Consider the following 18,751-nt stretch of genomic DNA (forward strand, 5'->3'; position numbering starts at 1 on the left):
CCGCTGGGAGCCGCCCCCAGCGCGACCCCCGCCCCTCGTCGAGCACGGACGCGCGCACTTCCCCGACTGTCGACGTACACGCGCACGTCCTGATCCCCGAGGTCGAGGCCCTGGTGGCCGGCCTGCCGGGCCTGGCGGAGGCCAAGGCCCTCGACGCCCGCCGCAACGGGCCCGCGGCCCTGGCCGTCAGCGGCCCCATGGTCGCCGAGCGCATCCCGAGGCTGACGGACGTCGCCGTACGACTGGCCGCGATGGACGCGCAGGGTATGGACGTCCAGCTGGTCAGCCCGTCCCCCTCGCATTACCACTACTGGGCGGACGAGGGGACGGCGGAGAAGGTGTACCGCCTGGCCAACGAGGCGACGGCCGCCCACTGCGCCCAGGCGCCCGGCCGGCTGCACGGTCTGGGCCTCGTCCCCCTGCAGCACCCGGAATCGGCGGTGCGCGCGCTCGAACTCGCCATGGGTATGGGCCTGTTGGGTGTCGAGATCTCCTCGCACGCGCCGGGCCGGGAGCTGTCGGATCCGGCGTACGAACCCTTCTGGACCCGGGCCGAGGAGACGGGCGCGATCCTCTTCCTGCACCCTTTCGGCTGCACGCTCGACGAGCGCCTCGACCAGTGGTACCTGTCCAACACCGTCGGTCAGCCCACCGAGAACGCCGTCGCCCTCTCGCACCTGATCTTCTCCGGGGTGCTGGACCGGCACCCGGAGCTGAAGGTCATCGCCGCGCACGGGGGCGGCTATCTGCCCACCCACATCGGCCGCTCCGACCACGCCTGGTCGGCCCGCTCCGACGCGGGCGCCGGCTGCGCCCACCTGCCGAGCAGCTACCTCAAGCGCCTGTACTTCGACTCCCTGGTCCACGACCCGCACGTCCTGCGGGCGCTGATCGGCTCGGCCGGCGCGGACCGTGTGCTGCTCGGCTCCGACTTCCCCTTCGACATGGGCACCGAGGACCCCGTCGGCGCACTGCGCGCCGCACGCCTGCCCGACGACGACTTCCACGCCGTGCGCGGTGGCAACGCGACAACGCTGCTGCGCCTGACCTGACCCCCGAACAGGAGAACCCGCCATGAGCGCACGCCTGCTCACCCATCTGCGGCACGTCGACCTCGCCGTGCCCGACTACGACAAGCAGCTCGACTTCTACGCCGGCGTCTGGGGCCTGACCCAGGTCGCCGAGGACTCCGGCATCTCCTTCCTCGCCGCCGAGGGCAGCCCTGAGCAGTACGTGGTGCGGCTGCGCAAAGCCGAGGAGAAGCGCCTCGATCTCGTCTCGTACGGCGCCGCGAACGCGGTGGACGTGGACACCCTTGCCGAGCAACTCCTCGCGGGAGGCGTGCAGTTGATCTCCCAGCCGGGCAAGGTCGACACACCCGGAGGCGGCTACGGCTTCCGCTTCTTCGACGTCGACGGACGCACCATCGAGGTCACCGCCGATGTCGAGGCCCGGCAGCACCGCAAGATCGAGGAGAAGGAGGCCATCCCGGTCAAGCTGTCGCACGTCGTCCTCAACTCCCCGGACCTGAACCGCACTCGGGAGTGGTACGAGCGTCACCTCGGGTTCCGGCTCTCCGACACGCTGATGCATCCGCGGATGGGCGAGGCGATGCACTTCATGCGTATCAGCAACCAGCACCACTCCATGGCCATCGCCCAGGGGCCGCACACCGCCCTGCACCACGTCTCCTTCGAGATGCGCGGCATCGACGAATACATGCGGGGCTCCGGACGGGTCCTCCGGGCCGGCTTCCGCAAGATCTGGGGCCCGGGCCGGCACCTGGCAGGCGACAACACCTTCACCTACTTCCTGGACCCGCAGGGCAACACGGTCGAGTACACCACCGAGCTGGAGCTCCTCGACGAGGACACCTGGCACCCCCACGTCTACGACTTCTCCCAGCCCGAGGTCACCGACCAGTGGGGCACGGCGAACCCGATGAACGAGCTGGTCGCCAAGGAGTCGTTCAACGATGTCGACCGCGGCTGCTTCGTCGCTCCCCCGGTCTGATCCCCCAGCCCGTCGGAACCTGGAGCCGCACATGCGATTCGCCGCCTACGAACACGAACAACAACACCGCGTCGCCGTCGTCGAGGAGGACGGCACCCTCCACCCGGTTCCCGGGGCGTGCTCGCTCACGGAGCTGATCAGGTGCGGCGACGGACTCGACGCGCTCCTGCGCGCCGGCGCCGCCACGCTCGACGTCCCGCCGGGCCCTCACGTGTCCGAGGTGCGGCTGCTGCCACCGCTTCAGCCGCCCACCGTGCGGGACTTCGTCACCTTCGAGGAACACGTCGAAGGGGTACGACGGTCCGTGGACGGCGTCGGCGGGGTGCCCGAAGCCTGGTACGACGCCCCGACGTTCTACTTCACCAACCCGTACGCCGTCATCGGCGCCCACGACGACGTCCCGGTGCCGCCGGGCAGCGAAGTCCTCGACTTCGAGCTGGAGGTCGCCGCGGTCATCGGCCGGGAGGGGCGGGACCTGACGCCCCAACAGGCACGGGACCACATCATCGGCTACACGGTCTTCAACGACTGGTCGGCCCGCGACCTGCAGTCCCGCGAGATGCAGGTCCGCCTCGGCCCGTGCAAGGGCAAGGACACGGCCGCCACCCTCGGCCCGTACCTGGTCACCGCCGACGAGCTGGAGCCGTACCGCGACACCGACGGATTTCTGCGCCTGGCGCTGACCGCCTCGGTGAACGGCGAGGTCGTCGGCAAGGACCTGTTGTCCAACATGAGCTGGACCTTCGAGGAGATGGTCGCCTACGCCTCGCGGGGCACCGTCGTCCGCCCCGGCGACGTGCTCGGCTCCGGCACCTGCGGCAACGGCGGCTGCCTCGCCGAGCTGTGGGGCGTCCGGGGCGAGCAGTCCCCGCCCCCGCTGAAGCCGGGAGACACCGTCACCCTCACCGTGGAGGGCATCGGCACCGTCTCCAACACCGTGGTCGCGGGCAGGAATCCGCAGCCGCTGCCGACCGCTCGCCGCCGCAGCCGGGAGCGGCCGTGAACGATCTGCACCCCAAGAGGCTCCTCGGCAAGGTCGTCGTCGTCACCGGCGCCGCGCGCGGCCAGGGCGCCGCCGAGGCCGAGGCCCTGACCCGCGAAGGCGCCCGCGTCATCGCCACCGACGTGACCGAGGCACCCGGCTGCCGCCGCCTCGACGTCACCGACGAGGAGCACTGGGCGGAGCTGGCCGCCGAACTGAGGGAGTCGTACGGCCAGGTGCACGGCCTGGTCAACAACGCGGGCATCACCTGGCGCGCCCGCCTCGGCGAGGTGACCCCCGACGACTTCGCCCGAGTCCACGCCGTCAACGTCACCGGCCCGCTCCTTGCCATCCAGCACCTGACGCCGCTGATGCCGCCCGGCTCGTCCATAGTCAACGTCGGCTCCACCGCCGCTCTCACCGCCCACTACCCGGTCGCCTACACGACCAGCAAATGGGCACTGCGCGGCCTGTCGAAGACCGCGGCCATGGAGCTCGGCCCGCGCGGCATCCGCGTCAACACGATCCACCCCGGCTTCATCGAGACCGAGATGACCGCCTCCGCCGCGCCCGCCTTCCGCGAGGCGAACATCCGCGAGACCCCACTCGGCCGCACCGGCACGGTGGACGAGGTCGCCCCGCTCGTGGTCTTCCTCCTGTCCGACGAGTCGTCCTTCATCACCGGCGCCGAGATCCCGGTCGACGGCGGACTCACCGCGCACGGCGGCGTCAAGTCCCTCTCGGACGCCGTACGCGCCCAGCAGGAGTAGAAAGGCCCTCTCACCCATGGACAAGGTCTGTTCGAGCGCCGCGGAGGCGGTCGCCGACATCCCCGACGGCGCGTCACTCGCCGTCGGCGGGTTCGGCCTCAGCGGCATCCCCGAGGTGCTCATCCAAGCCCTCCACACGCAGGGCGCCACCGGCCTGGAGGTCGTGTCGAACAACTGCGGCGTGGACGGCCGCGGGCTGGGCGTGCTGCTCGCCGCCGGCCGGATCGCCCGCGTGACGGGCAGTTACGTGGGCGAGAACAAGGAGTTCGCCCGCCAGTACCTGTCGGGCGAGCTGGAGGTGGAGCTGGTGCCGCAGGGGACACTCGCTGAGCGACTGCGCGCCGGCGGCGCGGGTATCCCCGCGTTCTACACCCCGGCCGGTGTGGGCACCCAGGTCGCGAACGGCGGTCTGCCGTGGAGGTACGCGGCGGACGGCTCGGTCGCCGTGGCCTCCCCGCCCAAGGAGACCCGCGACTTCCACGGCCGGCCGCACGTCCTGGAGCACGCCATCACCACCGACTTCGCCCTCGTCCGGGCCTGGCGGGGGGACCGGCACGGCAATCTGGTCCTCCGCCGCGCCGCGGCCAACTTCAACCCGCTCGCGGCGATGGCCGGCCGGATCACGATCGCCGAGGTCGAAGAGCTCGTGGAACCGGGCGAGCTGAGCCCGGACGCCGTCCACGTCCCCGGCGTCTTCGTCCAGCGGATCGTGGAGCTCACCCCCGCTCAGGCCGCCGACAAACAGATCGAGAAGAGGACGGTACGAGCATGAGCACGACGATGGACACGCCCCGGGGCTGGACCCGCGACCAGATGGCCGCCCGCGCCGCCGCCGAACTCACCGACGGCTCCTACGTCAACCTCGGCATCGGCCTGCCCACACTCGTCCCCGGCCACCTCCCGCCCGGCGTGCATGTGGTGCTGCACTCGGAGAACGGCATCCTCGGCACCGGTCCGTATCCGAGGGAGGACGAGGTCGACCCGGATCTCATCAACGCGGGCAAGGAGACCGTCTCCGTCCTGCCCGGCGCGTCCTTCTTCGACTCGGCCCTGTCCTTCGGCATGATCCGCGGCGGTCACATAGACACCGCGGTGCTGGGCGCCATGCAGGTGTCGGAACGCGGTGACCTGGCCAACTGGATGATCCCCGGAAAGATGGTCAAGGGCATGGGCGGGGCGATGGACCTGGTCCACGGCGCCCGCCGGGTCATCGTCCTGATGGAGCACACCGCCAAGGACGGCAGCCCGAAGATTTTGACCGAGTGCACCCTGCCGCTCACCGGCGAACGGTGCGTCCACCGCGTCATCACCGACCTCGGCGTCCTCGACGTCACACCCGACGGCCTCACCGTCGTCGAGACCGCACCCGGCATCACCCTCGACGAGATCACCGCGAAGACGGCCGCGCCCCTGCGGACCGCCGCCGTCACCGCTGCCTGCTGAACGCGGTCGTCGACGACCCCGCTCGCAGGTTCGGGCAGCGGCCCGTCACCACGGCCCGAACGCGGCCAAGCCCGGTAGGTCCTTCAGTGTCGCTACTTGAGCTCGTCGGCGGTGAAGTAGCCGTCCGTGACGAGGGTGTCGTAGTTGGTCTTGTCGACGCCCGTGGGCTGTAGCAGGACGGCCGGCACGGCCTTGACGCCGTTGTTGTAGCCCATGGAGTCGTCCACCCACGGCACCCGGTCGTGGAGTATGTCGTCGACCATGGACGTGGCGGCCTCGGCCAGCCGGCGGACGTCCTTGTAGACGGTCTGCGACTGCTCACCGGCGATGATCGACTTCACCGACGCCAGTTCGGCGTCCTGACCGGTGATGACGGGGAGGGGCTTGATGCCGGAGCCGTAGCCGGCCGACTTCAGCGCGGACAGGACGCCCCTCGAGATGCCGTCGTACGGCGACAGGACCGCGTCGACCTGCTCACTGCGGTACCACTTGGTGAGGATGTCGCTCATGCGCTTTTGCGCGGTGGGGCCGTCCCAGCGCGGGGTGGTGATCTGCTTGAGCTTGGTCTCGCCGGACTGGACGACCAACTGCCTGCTGTCCAGGAAGGGTTTCAGGTGGGTCATCGAGCCGTCGAAGAAGTATTTGGTGTTGTTGTCGTCGGGGGAACCGGCGAACAGCTCGATGTTGAACGGGCCTTTGCCGTCCTCCAGGCCGAGCTTGTCGATGATGTAGTGGGCCTGGATCATGCCGACCATCTCGTTGTCGAAGGAGACGTAGTAGTCGACGTTCTTGGTGCCGAGAATGAGCCGGTCGTAGGAGATCACCGGGATGTCCGCGTCGGCGGCCTGTTGAAGTACGGCGTTCAGGGACTTGTTGTCGATGGCCGCGATGATCAGGGCGTCGACGCCCTGCTGGATCAGTTTCCCGATCTGTGAGACCTGGGCTTTCGGGTCGTCGTCGCCGTAGACCAGTTTGGTCTTGTACCCCCTGACCTTGAGGTCGTCCACGACGCTCTTGCCGTCGGTGAGCCAGCGCTCGGAGGACCGGGTCGGCATGGCGACGCCGACGGTGCCCCCCTCGGAGCTGTCCCCCGAGCCGCCCTCACTGCCCTTGCTGCAGGCGGACAGGGTGAGGCCGAGGGAGGCGGCTCCGGTGAGGACGGTTCTTCGACTGAACATCGTGATTCGTTCCTTGTCCTTCTCGTCGTTGAGGGGATGACGGCGTATCAGACGTCGAGGGAAAGCGGTGGAGCGGGCTGCCGGGCAGTCGGCGGAGAGGTCGAGAACGAACGGGACGCGCCGCACCCGCTCCCGGGCGGTGTCGAGGGTGGCCGGGTCCCGCGGCTGGGGGTCGCGCAGGTGGAACCCGGGGCGCCCTGGACGGACCGGACTTCAGACGGAGCCGTGCGCCGTGACGGTTCGGCTCGGGGCCCTCGTGGATCCGCACATGGCCGCCGAGGTCGTCGGGGTCGGGGCGGCCCGGCACTTGGTTCGAATCGGTGCCGCGTTCCGACCACATGCGTGCTGATTTCGGCAACGCACAGGGCACTCGCCTCTCAACGTTCGAAATTTAGTCACATGTTCGAAATATTGGCGCGACATTAGAGGTAAGTGAGGAGAGTGTCAACAGTGTGAACTGGAACGGTTACAGAAGGTGCGGCTGTGACGCGGCTTTCATTGCCGACATCAGGCAGCCGGGCCGCGTCCAGTGTGCCGATTCGACACGTGATGCCAACTCCGCTCCCTGCTTAGCCTGTTCAGCGCACGGCTACGAAGCGTGGTCCACGCGTGAGAACCGAATCCGAGGGGGAGACCTGGACGGCACAGCGAACACCGGCGCCTCCGGCGCACACCAGCGGGGCACGGCCGTAGGTGGCTTGGGGCCTCGGGCGGCCCTACTGACGTCGTTGGCGCTCGCGCTGCTGCTGGGCGCGCTGTCGGCGCTGGTGATGTTCCCGGCGGCCCAGCACCTGCGCTCCCTCGAAGACGGCGAGCGGGCTCAGGCCACCTTGTACAGGAGCGGTGCCTGTATGGCGGGGCAGTGCCAGGTCAGGTTCGAGGCCCAGGGGCGGACTGTGGTGGCGGATCTGCCGGTGGGCAGCGGCGGTGGCAAGAGCTCTGTCGGCGCCCGGCTGACCGTCCGATACGAGGCGGACGATCCGCGGGTGGTCGCCCGTGAGGAGGATGTCGGGGGCGGCGGGGCAGCTGTTCTGACGGTGATGTCGGGCGCGGGCGCCCTGCTCTTCCTGATGATGTCGGCCGTATCGGCGATCCTCGTGGCGCGGCGGCGGCGCGCGGGCTCGGGGCCTGGCCGGAGTCCTCGGGATCGGCAGCGACACCGGATTTGATGTTCCCGAAGCCGGTGAAACCGTGGCGTCCGGTCATGTACGCGGGGCGCGCCAGGAGTTGAGGGGGAGCGGGCCTCGGTCGATGACGGTGCGGATGCAGAAGGTGCTGCGGGCGTCGCGGACGGGGCCGATGGCCAGGATCTGGTCGGTGAGCACTCTTTCGAAGGTGCGCAGGTCCGGTACGGCGAGCTCGACGAGGAAGTCGGCGTCGCCGGACACGACGTGGCAGGCGACCACGTGGTCGATCGCCTTCAGTGCCTCTTCGACCACCTGGGCGGTGGTGCGGGAGTGCTCGACCTTGAGGGAGAGGAACACCGTCAGCCCGAGCCCGAGGCGCTCGCGGTCCAGGTCGGCCCGGTAGCCGGCCAGGACCCCGTCCTCCTCCAGCGCCTTGGTGCGGCGCAGGCAGGACGAGGGGGACAGGCGTACGGCGTCGGCGAGGTCGACGTTGGGGGTGCGGCCGTGGCGCTGGAGGTGGTCCAGGATCGCCCGGTCGATACGGTCGTACAGAGGGCGTGGCATGAAATGCAGCGTATCGGCCGGATCGGCGAATGATTGTGCACTGAGGGGCCGTGCGGGCGGTCACTACGCCATCGTGTGCCGGGTTCGGCGGCGCATTCTGGTCACGCGCCGCGGCGGCCCCCAGGCCGGTTCCGTCGGCGCCTCTGCATCCCTCTCACCGCCATCGGACTGCCTCATGCACCCCTTCCCCCTGGAACCCGACCGCGCCACGATGACCGAAATGGGCCGTCTCGTCCTGGACCGTGTCGTCGATCGCACCGACAAGCTCGCGGCCCGCCCCGCGACCAGCCCCCTGCCGCCGCGGGCCGAGGCCGAGCTCGTGGAGTCCTTTCTGGCGCCGCCGCCCGACCGGGGCGGTGACCTGAAGGCCCTGCTCGCGCGCCTGGACGAGGCCGCCGACTGCGCTCTGGAGACGGCCGGGCCGGGCCACCTGGCGTACATCCCGGGCAGCGGTCTGTACTCGGCCGCGCTCGCCGAGTTCTACAACCGTGCCGTCAACCGCTACGGCGGACTGGCCTCGGTCGCCCCGGCGCTCGCCGCGCTGGAGGAGAGCGTGGTCCGCTGGATGGCGCGGGAGGTGTGCGGGCTGCCGGAGGGCAGTGGCGGGCTGTTGACCAGCGGTGGCTCGATGGCCACGTTCTCCGCGACGGTCGCCGCCCGGCACGACCGGCTCGGCGAGGATCTCGCCGGCGGCACCGTCTACACCACCGCCTTCGCCCACCACTCCGTCGCCAAGGCCGCCCGCCTCGCCGGGATCCGCGCCGCGCACATACGGACCGTGCCGCACACCCCGGACCTGCGGATGGACCCCGACGCCGCCGCCGCGATGATCCGTGCCGACCGGGACGCCGGACTGCGGCCGTTCCTGCTGGTGGCCACCGCCGGCACCACCGACACCGGCACCGTCGACCCGCTGCCTGAGCTGGCCGGCCTGGCCCGCCGCGAGGACGTGTGGTTCCACGTCGACGCGGCCTACGGAGGCTTCTTCCGGCTCACCGCACGCGGCGCGGAACGCCTCGCCGGTTTCGAGGAGGCCGACTCGATCACCCTCGACCCGCACAAGACCCTGTTCATGCCGTTTGGCACCGGCGCCCTGGTCGTCCGCGACCTCGCCGCCCTGCGCACCGCGCACGACGGCACCGGCAGCTACCTCCAGGACATGGGGGCGGGCGGGAGCGTCCCGGACTCCGGTCACCTCGGGCCCGAGCTGACCCACGAGATCCGTGGTCTGCGGGCCTGGCTCCCCCTGCACCTGCACGGGGTGGACGCCTTCCGCGAGGCCCTGGACGAGAAGCTCGACCTGGCCGAACACGTCCACGACACGCTGTCCGGCGTCCCCGAGCTGGAGGTTCCACAGCGCCCGGACCTGTCCACCGTGATCTTCCGCGTCCGTCCCGCCGACGGCAGCCGCGCCGCGGCCGAGCGGGCCGACGAGGCGAGCCGCAGCCTGCTGGCGCGGATCAACGGCCACGGGCGCATCGTGCTCTCCAGCACGGTCGTCGACAGCCGCTACACCCTGCGCGTCTGCGTGGTCTCCCACCGCACCCACCACGACCGCATCGCCGAGGCACTCGACATCATCACCGCCGAGGCCAAGCGCGACACCATCGCGTAGCGATCTCAGGCTGCGTGCGCTTGCAGCGTGCCGGAAAATCTGAGGAGCGTGCCGGAAATCTGTGGAGCCCGAGCCCGCAGCGCCCCTACCCTTGCCGCATGGCCCATGGAAAGACCTCGTACGTGTGTCTGCCCTGCCGGGCCTCGTACAAGCAGCCCTACCCCGGCTACCACGACCACGACCGGGTCTGTCCACGCTGCGCCGGAGCACTGATCCACGTCGGCTCCGCCTTCGCGGCGCCCAAGAGGCGGGACACCGCCGCCTGGCGCACCCTCTCCGTGCTGCTGCACGCCGGTGTGCGCTTTCACAAGAGCTGTTGTGGCGGGCCCGGTTACCGCCCACGGACCCTCAGCGAGGTGCGCGAGCGGATGGCATACGCGCGGGCCACCGGAGAGCCGTTCGCTAGGGCGTTGGTCCGCTACAACGTGCCGTAGCAGCACGTGGGCGGGAGGCGCTGCACCGCGCACGGTCGGATTCGGTGACCTCGGTCATTGGTCCGCGTCGCGTACCAACAGGGCGATCTGGACGCGGTTTTCCACGGCCGGCTTGGTGAAGAGGCTGCTCGTGTGTGCCTTCACGGTGGCGACGCTGATGCGTAGGCGGGCGGCGATCTCCGGGTTGCCCAGACCGTCCGCGATGGCTCGGGCGGTTTCGAGTGGGGTTTCCGTCCGCGACGGTCCGGACGGCGTCGAGGAGCCTTGCCGGCGGGGTGTCCTTGAGGACGAACCCGAGTGCTCCGGCGCGCAGGGTGCCCAGCACCAGTTCGTCGGAGTCGAAGGTGGTCAGCATGAGCACCCGTGACGGGGCCGGTCGGGTGAGGAGTTCGCGGGTCGTGCTGAGGCCGTCGCGGCCTGGCATCCGTACGTCCATCAGTACGACGTCCGGGCGTTGTTCGGCCACGACGGTGAGCGCGGTGTCCCCGTCGGCGGCCTCCGCGACGACGGTCAGGTCCGGTTCGGCGTCGATGACGAGCCGCAGCGCCATCCGCACCAGTTGTTCGTCGTCGACGATGACGACTCGTACCGGTGGCTTTCGCGGGGTGTCCACTCAGGTTCTCTCTTCGCCGTGGTGGTTCGGCCAGGGTAGGTGCGCGGTCAGGAGGTAGCCCTTGTCGGGTGTGGGGTGGTGGGTGATGCCGCCGCCGGCGAGGGTGACGCGTTCGGTGAGGCCGAGCAGGCCGAAACCCGAGCTCGGGGGTGGTGCGAGGGGCGCGGTGGGACGGGAGTTGCGGACGACGACGTGCAGCGTTTCGCCCGGCGTTCCTTCGAGGGTGATCCGTACGCGTGCGCCCGGGGCGTGTTCGGCCGCGTTGGTGAGGGCTTCCTGGACGATCCGGTAGCAGGTTCGTCCGAGGACGTCGGACGGTTGTCCCGCCACGGTGGTGGAGAGCCTGACGTCCAGCCCGGACGAGCGTGCTTCGGCGACCAGTTCGGGGATCCGGTGCAGGGAGGGCTGGGGCGGCTCCGGGCGTTCCGGGTCCGCGCGGAGGACGCCGAGGACGTCCCGTAGGTCTTCGAGCGCCTGGCGGGAGCCGTCGGTGATGCCGCGGAGCAGCACACGGCTCTCCTCGGTTCCGAGGTCGCCGCGGTGGTCCAGCACTCCGGCCTGCATGGCGACCAGGGAGATGCGGTGCGCGAGTACGTCGTGCATCTCGCGGGCGATCCGGTTGCGTTCCATGGCGCGTGCCTGTGCCGCGCGCACCGTCTGTTCGCGCTCCGCGCTCTGTGCGCGGGCCCGCAGGGACCGTACTTCGTCCCGCCGCGCCCCGACGGCCGTGCCCACGGCCACCGCGATGCCCGCGGTCAGCGCCAGGAGCGCGAGTTGGATCCACCAGGAGCCCGGCGAGGTCTGGGCCGGGTAGAACCCGGCGCTGAACTGTGCCCCGGTCACGTACGCCAGCACGACGATCCCGATCTCCACCGGCCTGCGACGGGTGGCGACCGAGGCCAGCGCCAGCAGCACCGCGCCGATGGCGGCTGCCGAGGCGGCCGAAGCGAGGGCGACCGTCATCGCGACGGGGAGCGGGAACCGCCGCCGCCACGGAAGCACCGTCAGGCAGCCGAGCGCCACCAGCGGATCACCGAAGCGGAACCACCAGCCCGTCTCGCCCGTGTGCCACCGCAGCAGCACCCCGGTGTAGGTCACCGCCTTCCGGTCCCTCGCCCGCGGGATGGCGGACCGCTTCCCGGACTTCGCGGCGTACGCGGCGAAGCACCCCGCATACGGCCAGGGCGGCACGCCCGAGCAGGTGACCGCCAAGTTCTTCGAACTCGCCGGGCGGCTGGACGCCGAACCGGTCGGCGACTTCGACGGGACGCTGTTTCGCGGGCTGACGTTCGACCGCCTCTACAGCGATGCGACCCTGCCCAAGCTGGCCGGGGAATGGCAGGCGCTCGACCGGGGCGAGCCGGTGCCCGTCCCGCCGCTGGACGGCGTCGCAGGCTTTGAGAACCTGCTGGCCGCCCGCCACTACGTGGTCTGCGGCGACTCACGCTGGCCGACGAGGGTCCGGGACTATCAGCGGGCCGCCGCGGTCGACCGGCAGCGCTACCCGATGGTGGGCGGGTCCACGGCGAGCATCGTCCCGTGTGCGTTCTGGCCGGGCGAACCCGTCGAGCCGCCGGTCCGGATCGACGGCCGGGGCGGCCCGTCGAACGTGCTCATGCTGCAGAACGAGCGCGACCCGGGCACGCCGCTGGCCGGCGCCGAGAAGCTGCGGCGGGCACTCGGCCCGCGGGCCCGGATGGTGACCGTCGACCAAGGCGGGCACGGTGTCTACCCGTTCGGCCGCAACGTGTGCGCGAAGGACGCGGCGACCGCGTTCCTGACCACCGGTCAGCGCCCGCCGCGGGACCTCGCCTGCGCGGCGGAGCCGTCGTAGGCACCGTTGGCGCACACGCGACTCACCTCCAGGCGTCCCGCCCACCCCTCAGGCCAGGCCGAACCTCTCGGCATGCACCTGTCGCGCGGGGACCCGCAGGTCCCGCAGGGCCGACAGCACGGCCGCGGTCATGGCGGGCGGGCCGCAGACGTACACGTCGCGTCCGGTGACGTCGGGGACCAGCCGGTGCAGGCTCTCCGGCGCGAAGGGCGAGGCGCCGATCTCGGCGGTCCTGCCCGTGAGCAGGTGGAGCCGCCCGCCCCGCAGCGCGACCAGGTGGCGCACCTCGTCCAGCAGCACCGCGTCGGCCTCGCCGCGCACCCGGTACAGCACGACGACGTCCCCGCTCGCCTCCTCCTCCAGCATGGCCCGCACGGGTGTGATGCCCACACCGCCGGCGATCAGCAGGGCGCCGGGCCGGGTCCGGTGCAGCGAGGTGAACGCCCCGTACGGTCCCTCGACGAAGGCGCGGGTGCCGACCGGGAGGCTCCGCAGGCCGGCGCTGGCGCTGCCCGCCGCCTTCGCCGTCAGACGCAGCCCCTGTGGGCCCGGCGCCGCCGAGAGGGAGAAGGGGTTGGCCAGCCACCAGTGGTTGTGCCCGGGAAACCGCCAGACGCAGAACTGGCCCGCGCGGGCCGGGAGTTTGTCGAGATTGCGGCCGGTGACGTACACGGAGACCACGTCGTCCGACTCCGGCACCACGGCCGCGACGGTGAACCGGTGGTGGGCGTTGCGCCACAGCGGCACGACCACCCGGCCCGTCAGCAGGGCGCCGAAGGCGAACAGCCACAGGATCCACCAGTAGGCCGTGGCGAACGCGGAGGACGTGAACGTCGTCGTCTCCTGCAACTGGTGGACGAACGCCAGGCCCAGGGCCACGTAGAGCAGCAGATGCAGTCCGTGCCAGACCTCGTAGCGGAGCCGGCGCCGCAGGCCGCGGGTGGAGATCACGGCGATCACGACGATGAGGGCCGCCGCGAGCATGCCCAGCAGGGAGGCCGGCACCCCGCTCAGCGCGACGAACGTCTTCCCCATGGACGCGTCGTCGAGCGTCGCGTAGCCGAGCACCACCAGGGTGGCGTGGGTGAGGACGGTCCACAGCAGGGTGAAGCCGACCCAGCGGTGCCACACGGTCAGCCGGTCCATGCCGATACGGCGGTCCAGCCACGGCAGCCGGGCCACCAGCAGCAGTTGGAACAGGAGCAGCAGCGCCGCGTGCAGGCCGAAGAACTTGGCGACCGTGAGCACGCCGTTCTTGCCCGCACCGGCGCTGACGAACAGCACCTCGACGATCACCGCGTTGGCGACGACGAAGGTCCACATCGCCGTGCGCGCCGCGTCCACCGGAAGCACGGTGCCGGTGCGCACCGTGTTGCTGGCCGTCGTCATGGTCGCCTCACATCCCCCCGAGGCCGCGGCACTCGCGGCCCGTATGCACAACCCATGAAGATCGAGTGATTCGTCCGGATAAGCACCTCGATCGGTTAAGCATACGGAGGGCCGACCCGATCCGTTCACGCCAGAACGGTCGAATTCAGGACCGCCGCCGGACTGCCGGCCGAGCCTGGTCCTCCTCAGGGCTTGCGCCCCACCCCGCAGTACGCGTCCACCGCTGCCGTCGCCGGATCCGTCGGCCCCTGTACGTCCGGCCGCCACTCGGGGACCTGGACGATGCCCGGGTCCACCAGGTCGAGGCCGTCGAAGTAGGCGGCGATCTCGCCGATGCTGCGCACGTGGTACGGCACGGCGCCGCTCGCGTTGTACGCCTCCGACGCGGCGATCATGCCCTCGCTGGTGGCCGTGCTGTCGCTGATGACGAGGTGGCTGCCGGAGGGGAGGCCGGCCAGGAGGCGCCGTACCATGTCGCGGGCCTGGTCGTGGTCGGGGACGTGGCCGAGGGTGTTGAGGATCATCAGGGCGACCGGCCGGGTGAGGTCGAGGGTACCGGCGGCGGCCTCCAGGACGGCCTCGGGCTCGTGGAGGTCGGCGTCGAGGAAGGTGGTCATGCCCTCGGGGGTGCTGGTGAGCAGGGCGCCGGCGTGGGCGAGGACGACGGGGTCGTTGTCGACGTAGACGACGCGGGCGTCCGGGGCCACGCGCTGGGCGACCTGGTGGGTGTTGTCGGCGGTCGGCAGGCCGGTGCCGACGTCCAGGAACTGCCGTAAGCCCGCCTCTGTGGCCAGATGCCGTACGGCGCGGCCCAGGAAGCGGCGGCTGGCGACGGCCACGTCGACCAGGCCGGGGAAGATCTCCTTGATCTCGTCGCCGAGCCGCCGGTCGACCTCGTAGTGGTCCTCGCCGCCGACGAAGTAGTTCCAGAAGCGGGCGGAGTGCGGGGTGGAGGTGTCGATGCGGGTGCGGGGGTCGGACACGGTGAGCTCCTACGAGGTCGGGGAAGCACCCAACCTAGGCCAACTACCCTCTCTCGTAAGTGAGTTGGCTCGGTCTCACTGGCCCAGATACGCGAGTACCGCCAGCACCCGGCGGTTGTCGCCGTCCGTCGGCAGCAGGCCCAGCTTGGTGAAGATGTTGCCGATGTGCTTGGCGACGGCCTTCTCCGAGATGAACAGGCCTTGTGCGATCCCCGCGTTGGAGCGCCCCTGCGCCACCCACTGAAGGACCTCGCGCTCGCGTGCGGAGAGGCTGCCCACGGCCTCGTCGCGCTCCTTGCGGACCAGGAGCCCGGCGACCACCTCGGGGTCCATGACCGTGCCGCCCTCGGCCACCCGGCGGATGGAGTCCAGGAACTGGGCGCCGTTGGTGACCCGGTCCTTCAGCAGATAGCCCACGCCCCGGCCGCCGCCCGCCAGCAACTCCCGGGCGTAGAGCGGCTCCACGTACTGGGAGAGCAGCAGAACCGGCAGGTCGGGTAGCTGCTCACGGGCCGTCAGCACCGCGCGCAGCCCTTCGTCGGTGAACGTCGGCGGCAGCCGGACGTCGACGACCGCGACGTCCGGCCGTTTGCCGACGAGCGCGTCCAGCAGCTCCGTACCGCCGTCCACCGCCGCGACGACCTCGTGGCCGTGGGCGCCGAGCAGGCGGACGAGTCCGTCCCTCAGGAGGAAGTGGTCTTCGGCGAGGGCAATACGCACGGAAGCTCCATCGTCACCAGGGTCGGTCCGTTCACGGGGCTGTTCACGGCGAGCACCCCGTCGAAGGTGGCGAGCCGGCGCTCGATGCCCCGCAGACCGGTGCCGCGCGAGACGTCCGCGCCGCCGTGGCCGTCGTCGGTGACGGTGATGCGCAGCGTTCCGTGATCGTAACGGAGGTCGATCCAGGCCCGGTCGGCCCCGGAGTGCTTGGCGACGTTGGTCAGGACCTCCGAGATCGCGAAGTACGCGGCGGACTCGACCGGCATCTCGGGCCGCCCCGGCAGATCGATCTCGACCTCGGTGCGGACCGGACAGGTCAGCGCCAAAGACCGTACGGCGTCGGCGAGTCCACGGTCGGCGAGGACCGGCGGGTGGATGCCGCGGACCAGGTCGCGCAGCTCGGCCAGTGCCTTGGAGGAGGACTCGCGCGCCTCGACGAGCAGGGCGCGCACGGCCTCCGGGTCGGTCTCCAGGAGGTTCTCGGCGGCGTCCAGGGTCATGCCCATCGCCACCAGCCGGGCCTGGGCGCCGTCGTGCAGGTCGCGTTCGATACGGCGGATCTCGGCCATCTGCGTGTCGACGGCGTCGGAGCGGGTCGCGGCCAGATGCCGGATACGGCCGGCCATCAGCTCGCTCTCGCTCGGGGCGAGCATCGCCCGGGTGTACAGGGCGTGCCGGCGCACGACGCGCGGCGCCGCCCACAGGGCCAACGGCAGTTGCAGGGCGCCGAGGACACCGGCGAGCACGGCGGTGGCCCGCCCCTCGATCGGGATGAACTGGTACCACAGTCCGTCCCACTCGGCGGAGAGCGGGACGCCGAAGAAGGCGAGGAAGATCCCCCATGCGCCGCTCAGGACCAGGGCGAGCGGGAGGCAGGCGAGGAGCGCGCCGGCCAGCGGGTCGACCAGCACCCACACGTACTCCCGTCTGGTCTGCGGATCGCTCATGATCCACCGGTAGCGGGCGACCACCCCGGAGGCGCCCTCGGGCACGGGCGGCAGCGGGCCGGGCGGCCCCGGTATCTCCACGCCCGACCAGCGCAGCGCCAGTTCGCGCCGATGGGCGGCCAGGTCACGGATCCCCTCCATGGCGCGCGGCACCAGGCCGAGGCCGGGTCCCATCAGGCTGATCGCCCCGCAGACCGACAGCGACCGGCCGAAGGCCGCCGTCGCCGTCCAGCACAGGGCCAGCGACCGCCGCAGCCCCACCCATCCGGCCATGACGGAGAACCCCTTGGGCTCCTTGAGCTCCTTGGGCTCCTTGGACTCGTCGGCCGGACGGTTCCCCCCGAGCCGCGTAGCGCGGTCCATACGTCTGGCTCCCCTCTGTCGCCTGTGCGGTACGGGGGTCGAAGCCCCCGTGCCCTCATTCTGGCGACACCCGGGACCGGAAGTCGGTGGGAAAAACTCCCCTCTCCGCGTCCCGCGCGTCCCCCCGGCCCACCACCGCCAAGGCCACGGTCACCGCGAGCGAGGCGACCGCCATGGCCGTCATCGCCGTAGCGGGCGAGGTCAGTTGGGCGATCGAGCCGGCGAGGGCGGCACTGAGTCCCTGCATGGTGAGCATCCCGGCGGCCCGCAACCCGAGGGCGTGGCCCGCGAGTTCGTCGGGGGTGAGAGCCATGAGGCGCTCCTGCTGGGCGAGGCTCGCGCCGAAGCCGACGGAGGCGACGCACACCGCCAGGGCGGCCCAGGGCATGCCGGGCCGCAGCGCGAAGAGCAGGTACGGCGCGGCCAGCAGGAGGAGCAGCGGTACGGGCAGGCGGGAGCGCAGGGCGGGCGGTACGAAGCGGCCGACGGTCAGATCGCCCACGAACATGCCCAGCGCCGCACAGGCGAACAGGGCGCCGGCGGCCCCGGAGTCGTAGGAGACGTAGAGGGATTCACAGCCGACGATCAGCCCGTTGGGGATCCACAGCCCCAGGTAGGTGAGGCGGCGGGGGCGCGAGGACCACAGGAGGGCGTTGGTGCGCCAGGTCTCCGAGACGGACGGACGGCCCGAGCCGCGCGGCGGGCGGGCCGTCAGGCCGAGCCGGAAGACGAGGGACGCGGTGGCGTACAGCGCCGCCGACAGCAGCAGACAGGCACGGGGGGACAGCACCGCCAACAGCGCGCCGCCCGTCGCGAACCCGACGACCTGCACCAGCCCGAAGACCATGTTGAACACCGAACGGCCCAGTACGAAGCCGTCCTTGGGCAGGATCTCGTTCAGCAGGCCCCCGGTCACTCCCCCGCCCAGCGAGGCGACCAGCCCCTGGAGGAAGACGACCCCGAAGATCGCCCAGACGGGCAGGCCGGGCAGCGCCAGCACCGTCATACAGCCCGCGAAGGCGAGGCTGATGGAGTTCAGCGTCGCCCGCGGGGGCAGCCGGTCGGCGCCCGACAGCAGGAAGGTCGCCCCGAGCATCTGCGCGAGCTGCGGCCCGAACATGCTCACCGCCGACAGCAGCGGCGAGTCGGTGGCCCGGTAGACCAGCGTGGCGAGCGCCAGCCCGCCGATCGTCAGCGCCGCGCCCTGGGCCGCGGAGGCGAGGAAGAACGGGGTGAACTCGGGGGTGCGGAAGAGCTCGCGGTAGCTGCGCATGCGCGGAGTCTGCGGTGCCGGACGCGGGGGTCGTATTGTTTCGCGCGGACGCGAAACACCGGGGGTGGACGCGAAACACCGGGGGGTGGGCATGGGGTGGTGGCAGCTCAACGCGGACACGCTCGTCCGCAGCCGCTTCGTCCTCTCCCCGTTCACCGAGACCTTCGCGAGCCTGAAACTGCTGCACTCGGGCACCCCCGCACACCCCGGCGAGCAGGCCTGGCTCCACACTCACCGGCCCGCCTACCGCGCCCGCCTCGCCGCCGACCCCATCACCGCCCAGCTGGTGCGCGCCGCCCTCGGCCGGTCCTGGATCGCCGACTTCATGACCCCCACCCCGAAGGACGGAGAGACCTTCGAGCAGGTGGTCGCCCGGGTGCGGTCGGCCGCCCCCGGCGACCCAGTCTCTTATACACATAAACCATCCCACGTGTCCAGGTATATAATCGGGGTTTGCCGGGTGGGGGTGTAAAAGGGGGGGGGGGGGGGGGGGGGGGGGGGGG

At 71.1% G+C, this 18,751-nt stretch carries 17 protein-coding genes and 3 pseudogenes; 11 read left to right on the forward strand and 9 right to left on the reverse strand.

Annotated elements, in window-relative coordinates:
• The first annotated feature begins 89 nt into the window (after positions 1-89).
• From L0P92_RS29645 to L0P92_RS29670, 6 genes are read left to right on the forward strand one after another with little or no spacing between them, the layout of a single operon-like run.
• On the forward strand, positions 90-1,052 hold the full coding sequence (locus tag L0P92_RS29645) for an amidohydrolase family protein (protein WP_234766139.1): 963 nt from the start codon (positions 90-92) through the stop codon (positions 1,050-1,052).
• Positions 1,053-1,074: 22 nt separating this feature from the next.
• The gene (locus tag L0P92_RS29650; RefSeq protein WP_234766124.1) at positions 1,075-2,013 is read left to right on the forward strand and encodes a VOC family protein; all 939 of its coding nucleotides are present in this window, start codon (positions 1,075-1,077) and stop codon (positions 2,011-2,013) included.
• Positions 2,014-2,044: 31 nt separating this feature from the next.
• Positions 2,045-3,016, forward strand: a complete 972-nt coding sequence (locus tag L0P92_RS29655; protein WP_234766125.1) for a fumarylacetoacetate hydrolase family protein — start codon at positions 2,045-2,047, stop codon at positions 3,014-3,016.
• Positions 3,013-3,765 carry an SDR family NAD(P)-dependent oxidoreductase gene (locus L0P92_RS29660; RefSeq protein WP_234766126.1) on the forward strand — a complete coding sequence of 251 codons (753 nt, stop codon included), beginning with the start codon at positions 3,013-3,015 and terminating at the stop codon, positions 3,763-3,765. The genes L0P92_RS29655 and L0P92_RS29660 overlap by 4 nt, the downstream gene beginning before the upstream one ends.
• 16 nt (positions 3,766-3,781) lie before the next feature.
• The gene (locus tag L0P92_RS29665; RefSeq protein WP_234766127.1) at positions 3,782-4,537 is read left to right on the forward strand and encodes a CoA transferase subunit A; all 756 of its coding nucleotides are present in this window, start codon (positions 3,782-3,784) and stop codon (positions 4,535-4,537) included.
• On the forward strand, positions 4,534-5,208 hold the full coding sequence (locus L0P92_RS29670; protein WP_273634116.1) for a CoA transferase subunit B: 675 nt from the start codon (positions 4,534-4,536) through the stop codon (positions 5,206-5,208). Before L0P92_RS29665 ends, L0P92_RS29670 begins: the two co-directional genes overlap by 4 nt.
• 92 nt (positions 5,209-5,300) lie before the next feature.
• Here L0P92_RS29670 and chvE read toward each other — a convergent pair whose 3' ends face one another.
• The gene (chvE, locus tag L0P92_RS29675) at positions 5,301-6,386 is read right to left on the reverse strand and encodes a multiple monosaccharide ABC transporter substrate-binding protein (RefSeq protein ID WP_234766128.1); all 1,086 of its coding nucleotides are present in this window, start codon (positions 6,384-6,386) and stop codon (positions 5,301-5,303) included.
• A 728-nt stretch (positions 6,387-7,114) separates the two neighbouring features.
• On the opposite strand from chvE, the gene L0P92_RS29680 reads away from it, so the two are divergent.
• Positions 7,115-7,555: a DUF3592 domain-containing protein gene (locus L0P92_RS29680; protein ID WP_234766129.1), complete on the forward strand. Its 441-nt coding sequence runs from the start codon at positions 7,115-7,117 to the stop codon at positions 7,553-7,555.
• A gap of 33 nt (positions 7,556-7,588) precedes the next feature.
• On the opposite strand, the gene L0P92_RS29685 is transcribed toward L0P92_RS29680, so the two are convergent.
• The gene (locus tag L0P92_RS29685; protein ID WP_234766130.1) at positions 7,589-8,077 is read right to left on the reverse strand and encodes an Lrp/AsnC family transcriptional regulator; all 489 of its coding nucleotides are present in this window, start codon (positions 8,075-8,077) and stop codon (positions 7,589-7,591) included.
• A gap of 175 nt (positions 8,078-8,252) precedes the next feature.
• On the opposite strand from L0P92_RS29685, the gene L0P92_RS29690 reads away from it, so the two are divergent.
• Positions 8,253-9,692 (forward strand): pyridoxal phosphate-dependent decarboxylase family protein, encoded by a 1,440-nt coding sequence (locus L0P92_RS29690; RefSeq protein WP_234766131.1) that lies wholly within the window; start codon positions 8,253-8,255, stop codon positions 9,690-9,692.
• 98 nt (positions 9,693-9,790) lie between these two features.
• Positions 9,791-10,126: a deoxyxylulose-5-phosphate synthase gene (locus tag L0P92_RS29695; protein ID WP_234766132.1), complete on the forward strand. Its 336-nt coding sequence runs from the start codon at positions 9,791-9,793 to the stop codon at positions 10,124-10,126.
• A 54-nt stretch (positions 10,127-10,180) separates the two neighbouring features.
• On the opposite strand, the pseudogene L0P92_RS29700 reads toward L0P92_RS29695, so the two are convergent.
• Positions 10,181-10,739: pseudogene (locus L0P92_RS29700) on the reverse strand (response regulator transcription factor).
• Entirely contained in the window at positions 10,740-11,837 is a 1,098-nt protein-coding gene (locus L0P92_RS29705) for a sensor histidine kinase (RefSeq protein WP_234766133.1), read from the reverse strand.
• Between L0P92_RS29705 and L0P92_RS29710 the strand changes: the two are divergent.
• Positions 11,833-12,573 (forward strand): annotated as a pseudogene (locus tag L0P92_RS29710) (alpha/beta hydrolase); the annotation flags it as partial. The gene L0P92_RS29705 and the pseudogene L0P92_RS29710 sit on opposite strands and share 5 nt — an antisense overlap.
• Positions 12,574-12,621: 48 nt before the next feature.
• On the opposite strand, the gene L0P92_RS29715 reads toward L0P92_RS29710, so the two are convergent.
• From L0P92_RS29715 to L0P92_RS29735, 5 genes are all read right to left on the reverse strand, one after another.
• Positions 12,622-13,962 (reverse strand): ferredoxin reductase family protein, encoded by a 1,341-nt coding sequence (locus L0P92_RS29715; protein WP_234766134.1) that lies wholly within the window; start codon positions 13,960-13,962, stop codon positions 12,622-12,624.
• 185 nt (positions 13,963-14,147) lie between these two features.
• The gene (locus tag L0P92_RS29720) at positions 14,148-14,945 is read right to left on the reverse strand and encodes an SAM-dependent methyltransferase (RefSeq protein ID WP_234766135.1); all 798 of its coding nucleotides are present in this window, start codon (positions 14,943-14,945) and stop codon (positions 14,148-14,150) included.
• Positions 14,946-15,020: 75 nt separating this feature from the next.
• On the reverse strand, positions 15,021-15,665 hold the full coding sequence (locus L0P92_RS29725; protein WP_234766136.1) for a response regulator transcription factor: 645 nt from the start codon (positions 15,663-15,665) through the stop codon (positions 15,021-15,023).
• The gene (locus L0P92_RS29730) at positions 15,629-16,975 is read right to left on the reverse strand and encodes a sensor histidine kinase (RefSeq protein ID WP_234766137.1); all 1,347 of its coding nucleotides are present in this window, start codon (positions 16,973-16,975) and stop codon (positions 15,629-15,631) included. The genes L0P92_RS29725 and L0P92_RS29730 overlap by 37 nt, the downstream gene beginning before the upstream one ends.
• A 55-nt stretch (positions 16,976-17,030) precedes the next feature.
• Entirely contained in the window at positions 17,031-18,248 is a 1,218-nt protein-coding gene (locus tag L0P92_RS29735; protein ID WP_234766138.1) for an MFS transporter, read from the reverse strand.
• 91 nt (positions 18,249-18,339) lie between these two features.
• On the opposite strand from L0P92_RS29735, the pseudogene L0P92_RS29740 reads away from it, so the two are divergent.
• Positions 18,340-18,642, forward strand: a pseudogene (locus tag L0P92_RS29740) (transcriptional regulator); the annotation flags it as partial.
• Between the last annotated feature and the right edge of the window lie 109 nt (positions 18,643-18,751).

This window comes from Streptomyces muensis (assembly GCF_021474425.1).
Taxonomy (GTDB): Bacteria; Actinomycetota; Actinomycetes; order Streptomycetales; family Streptomycetaceae; genus Streptomyces; species Streptomyces muensis.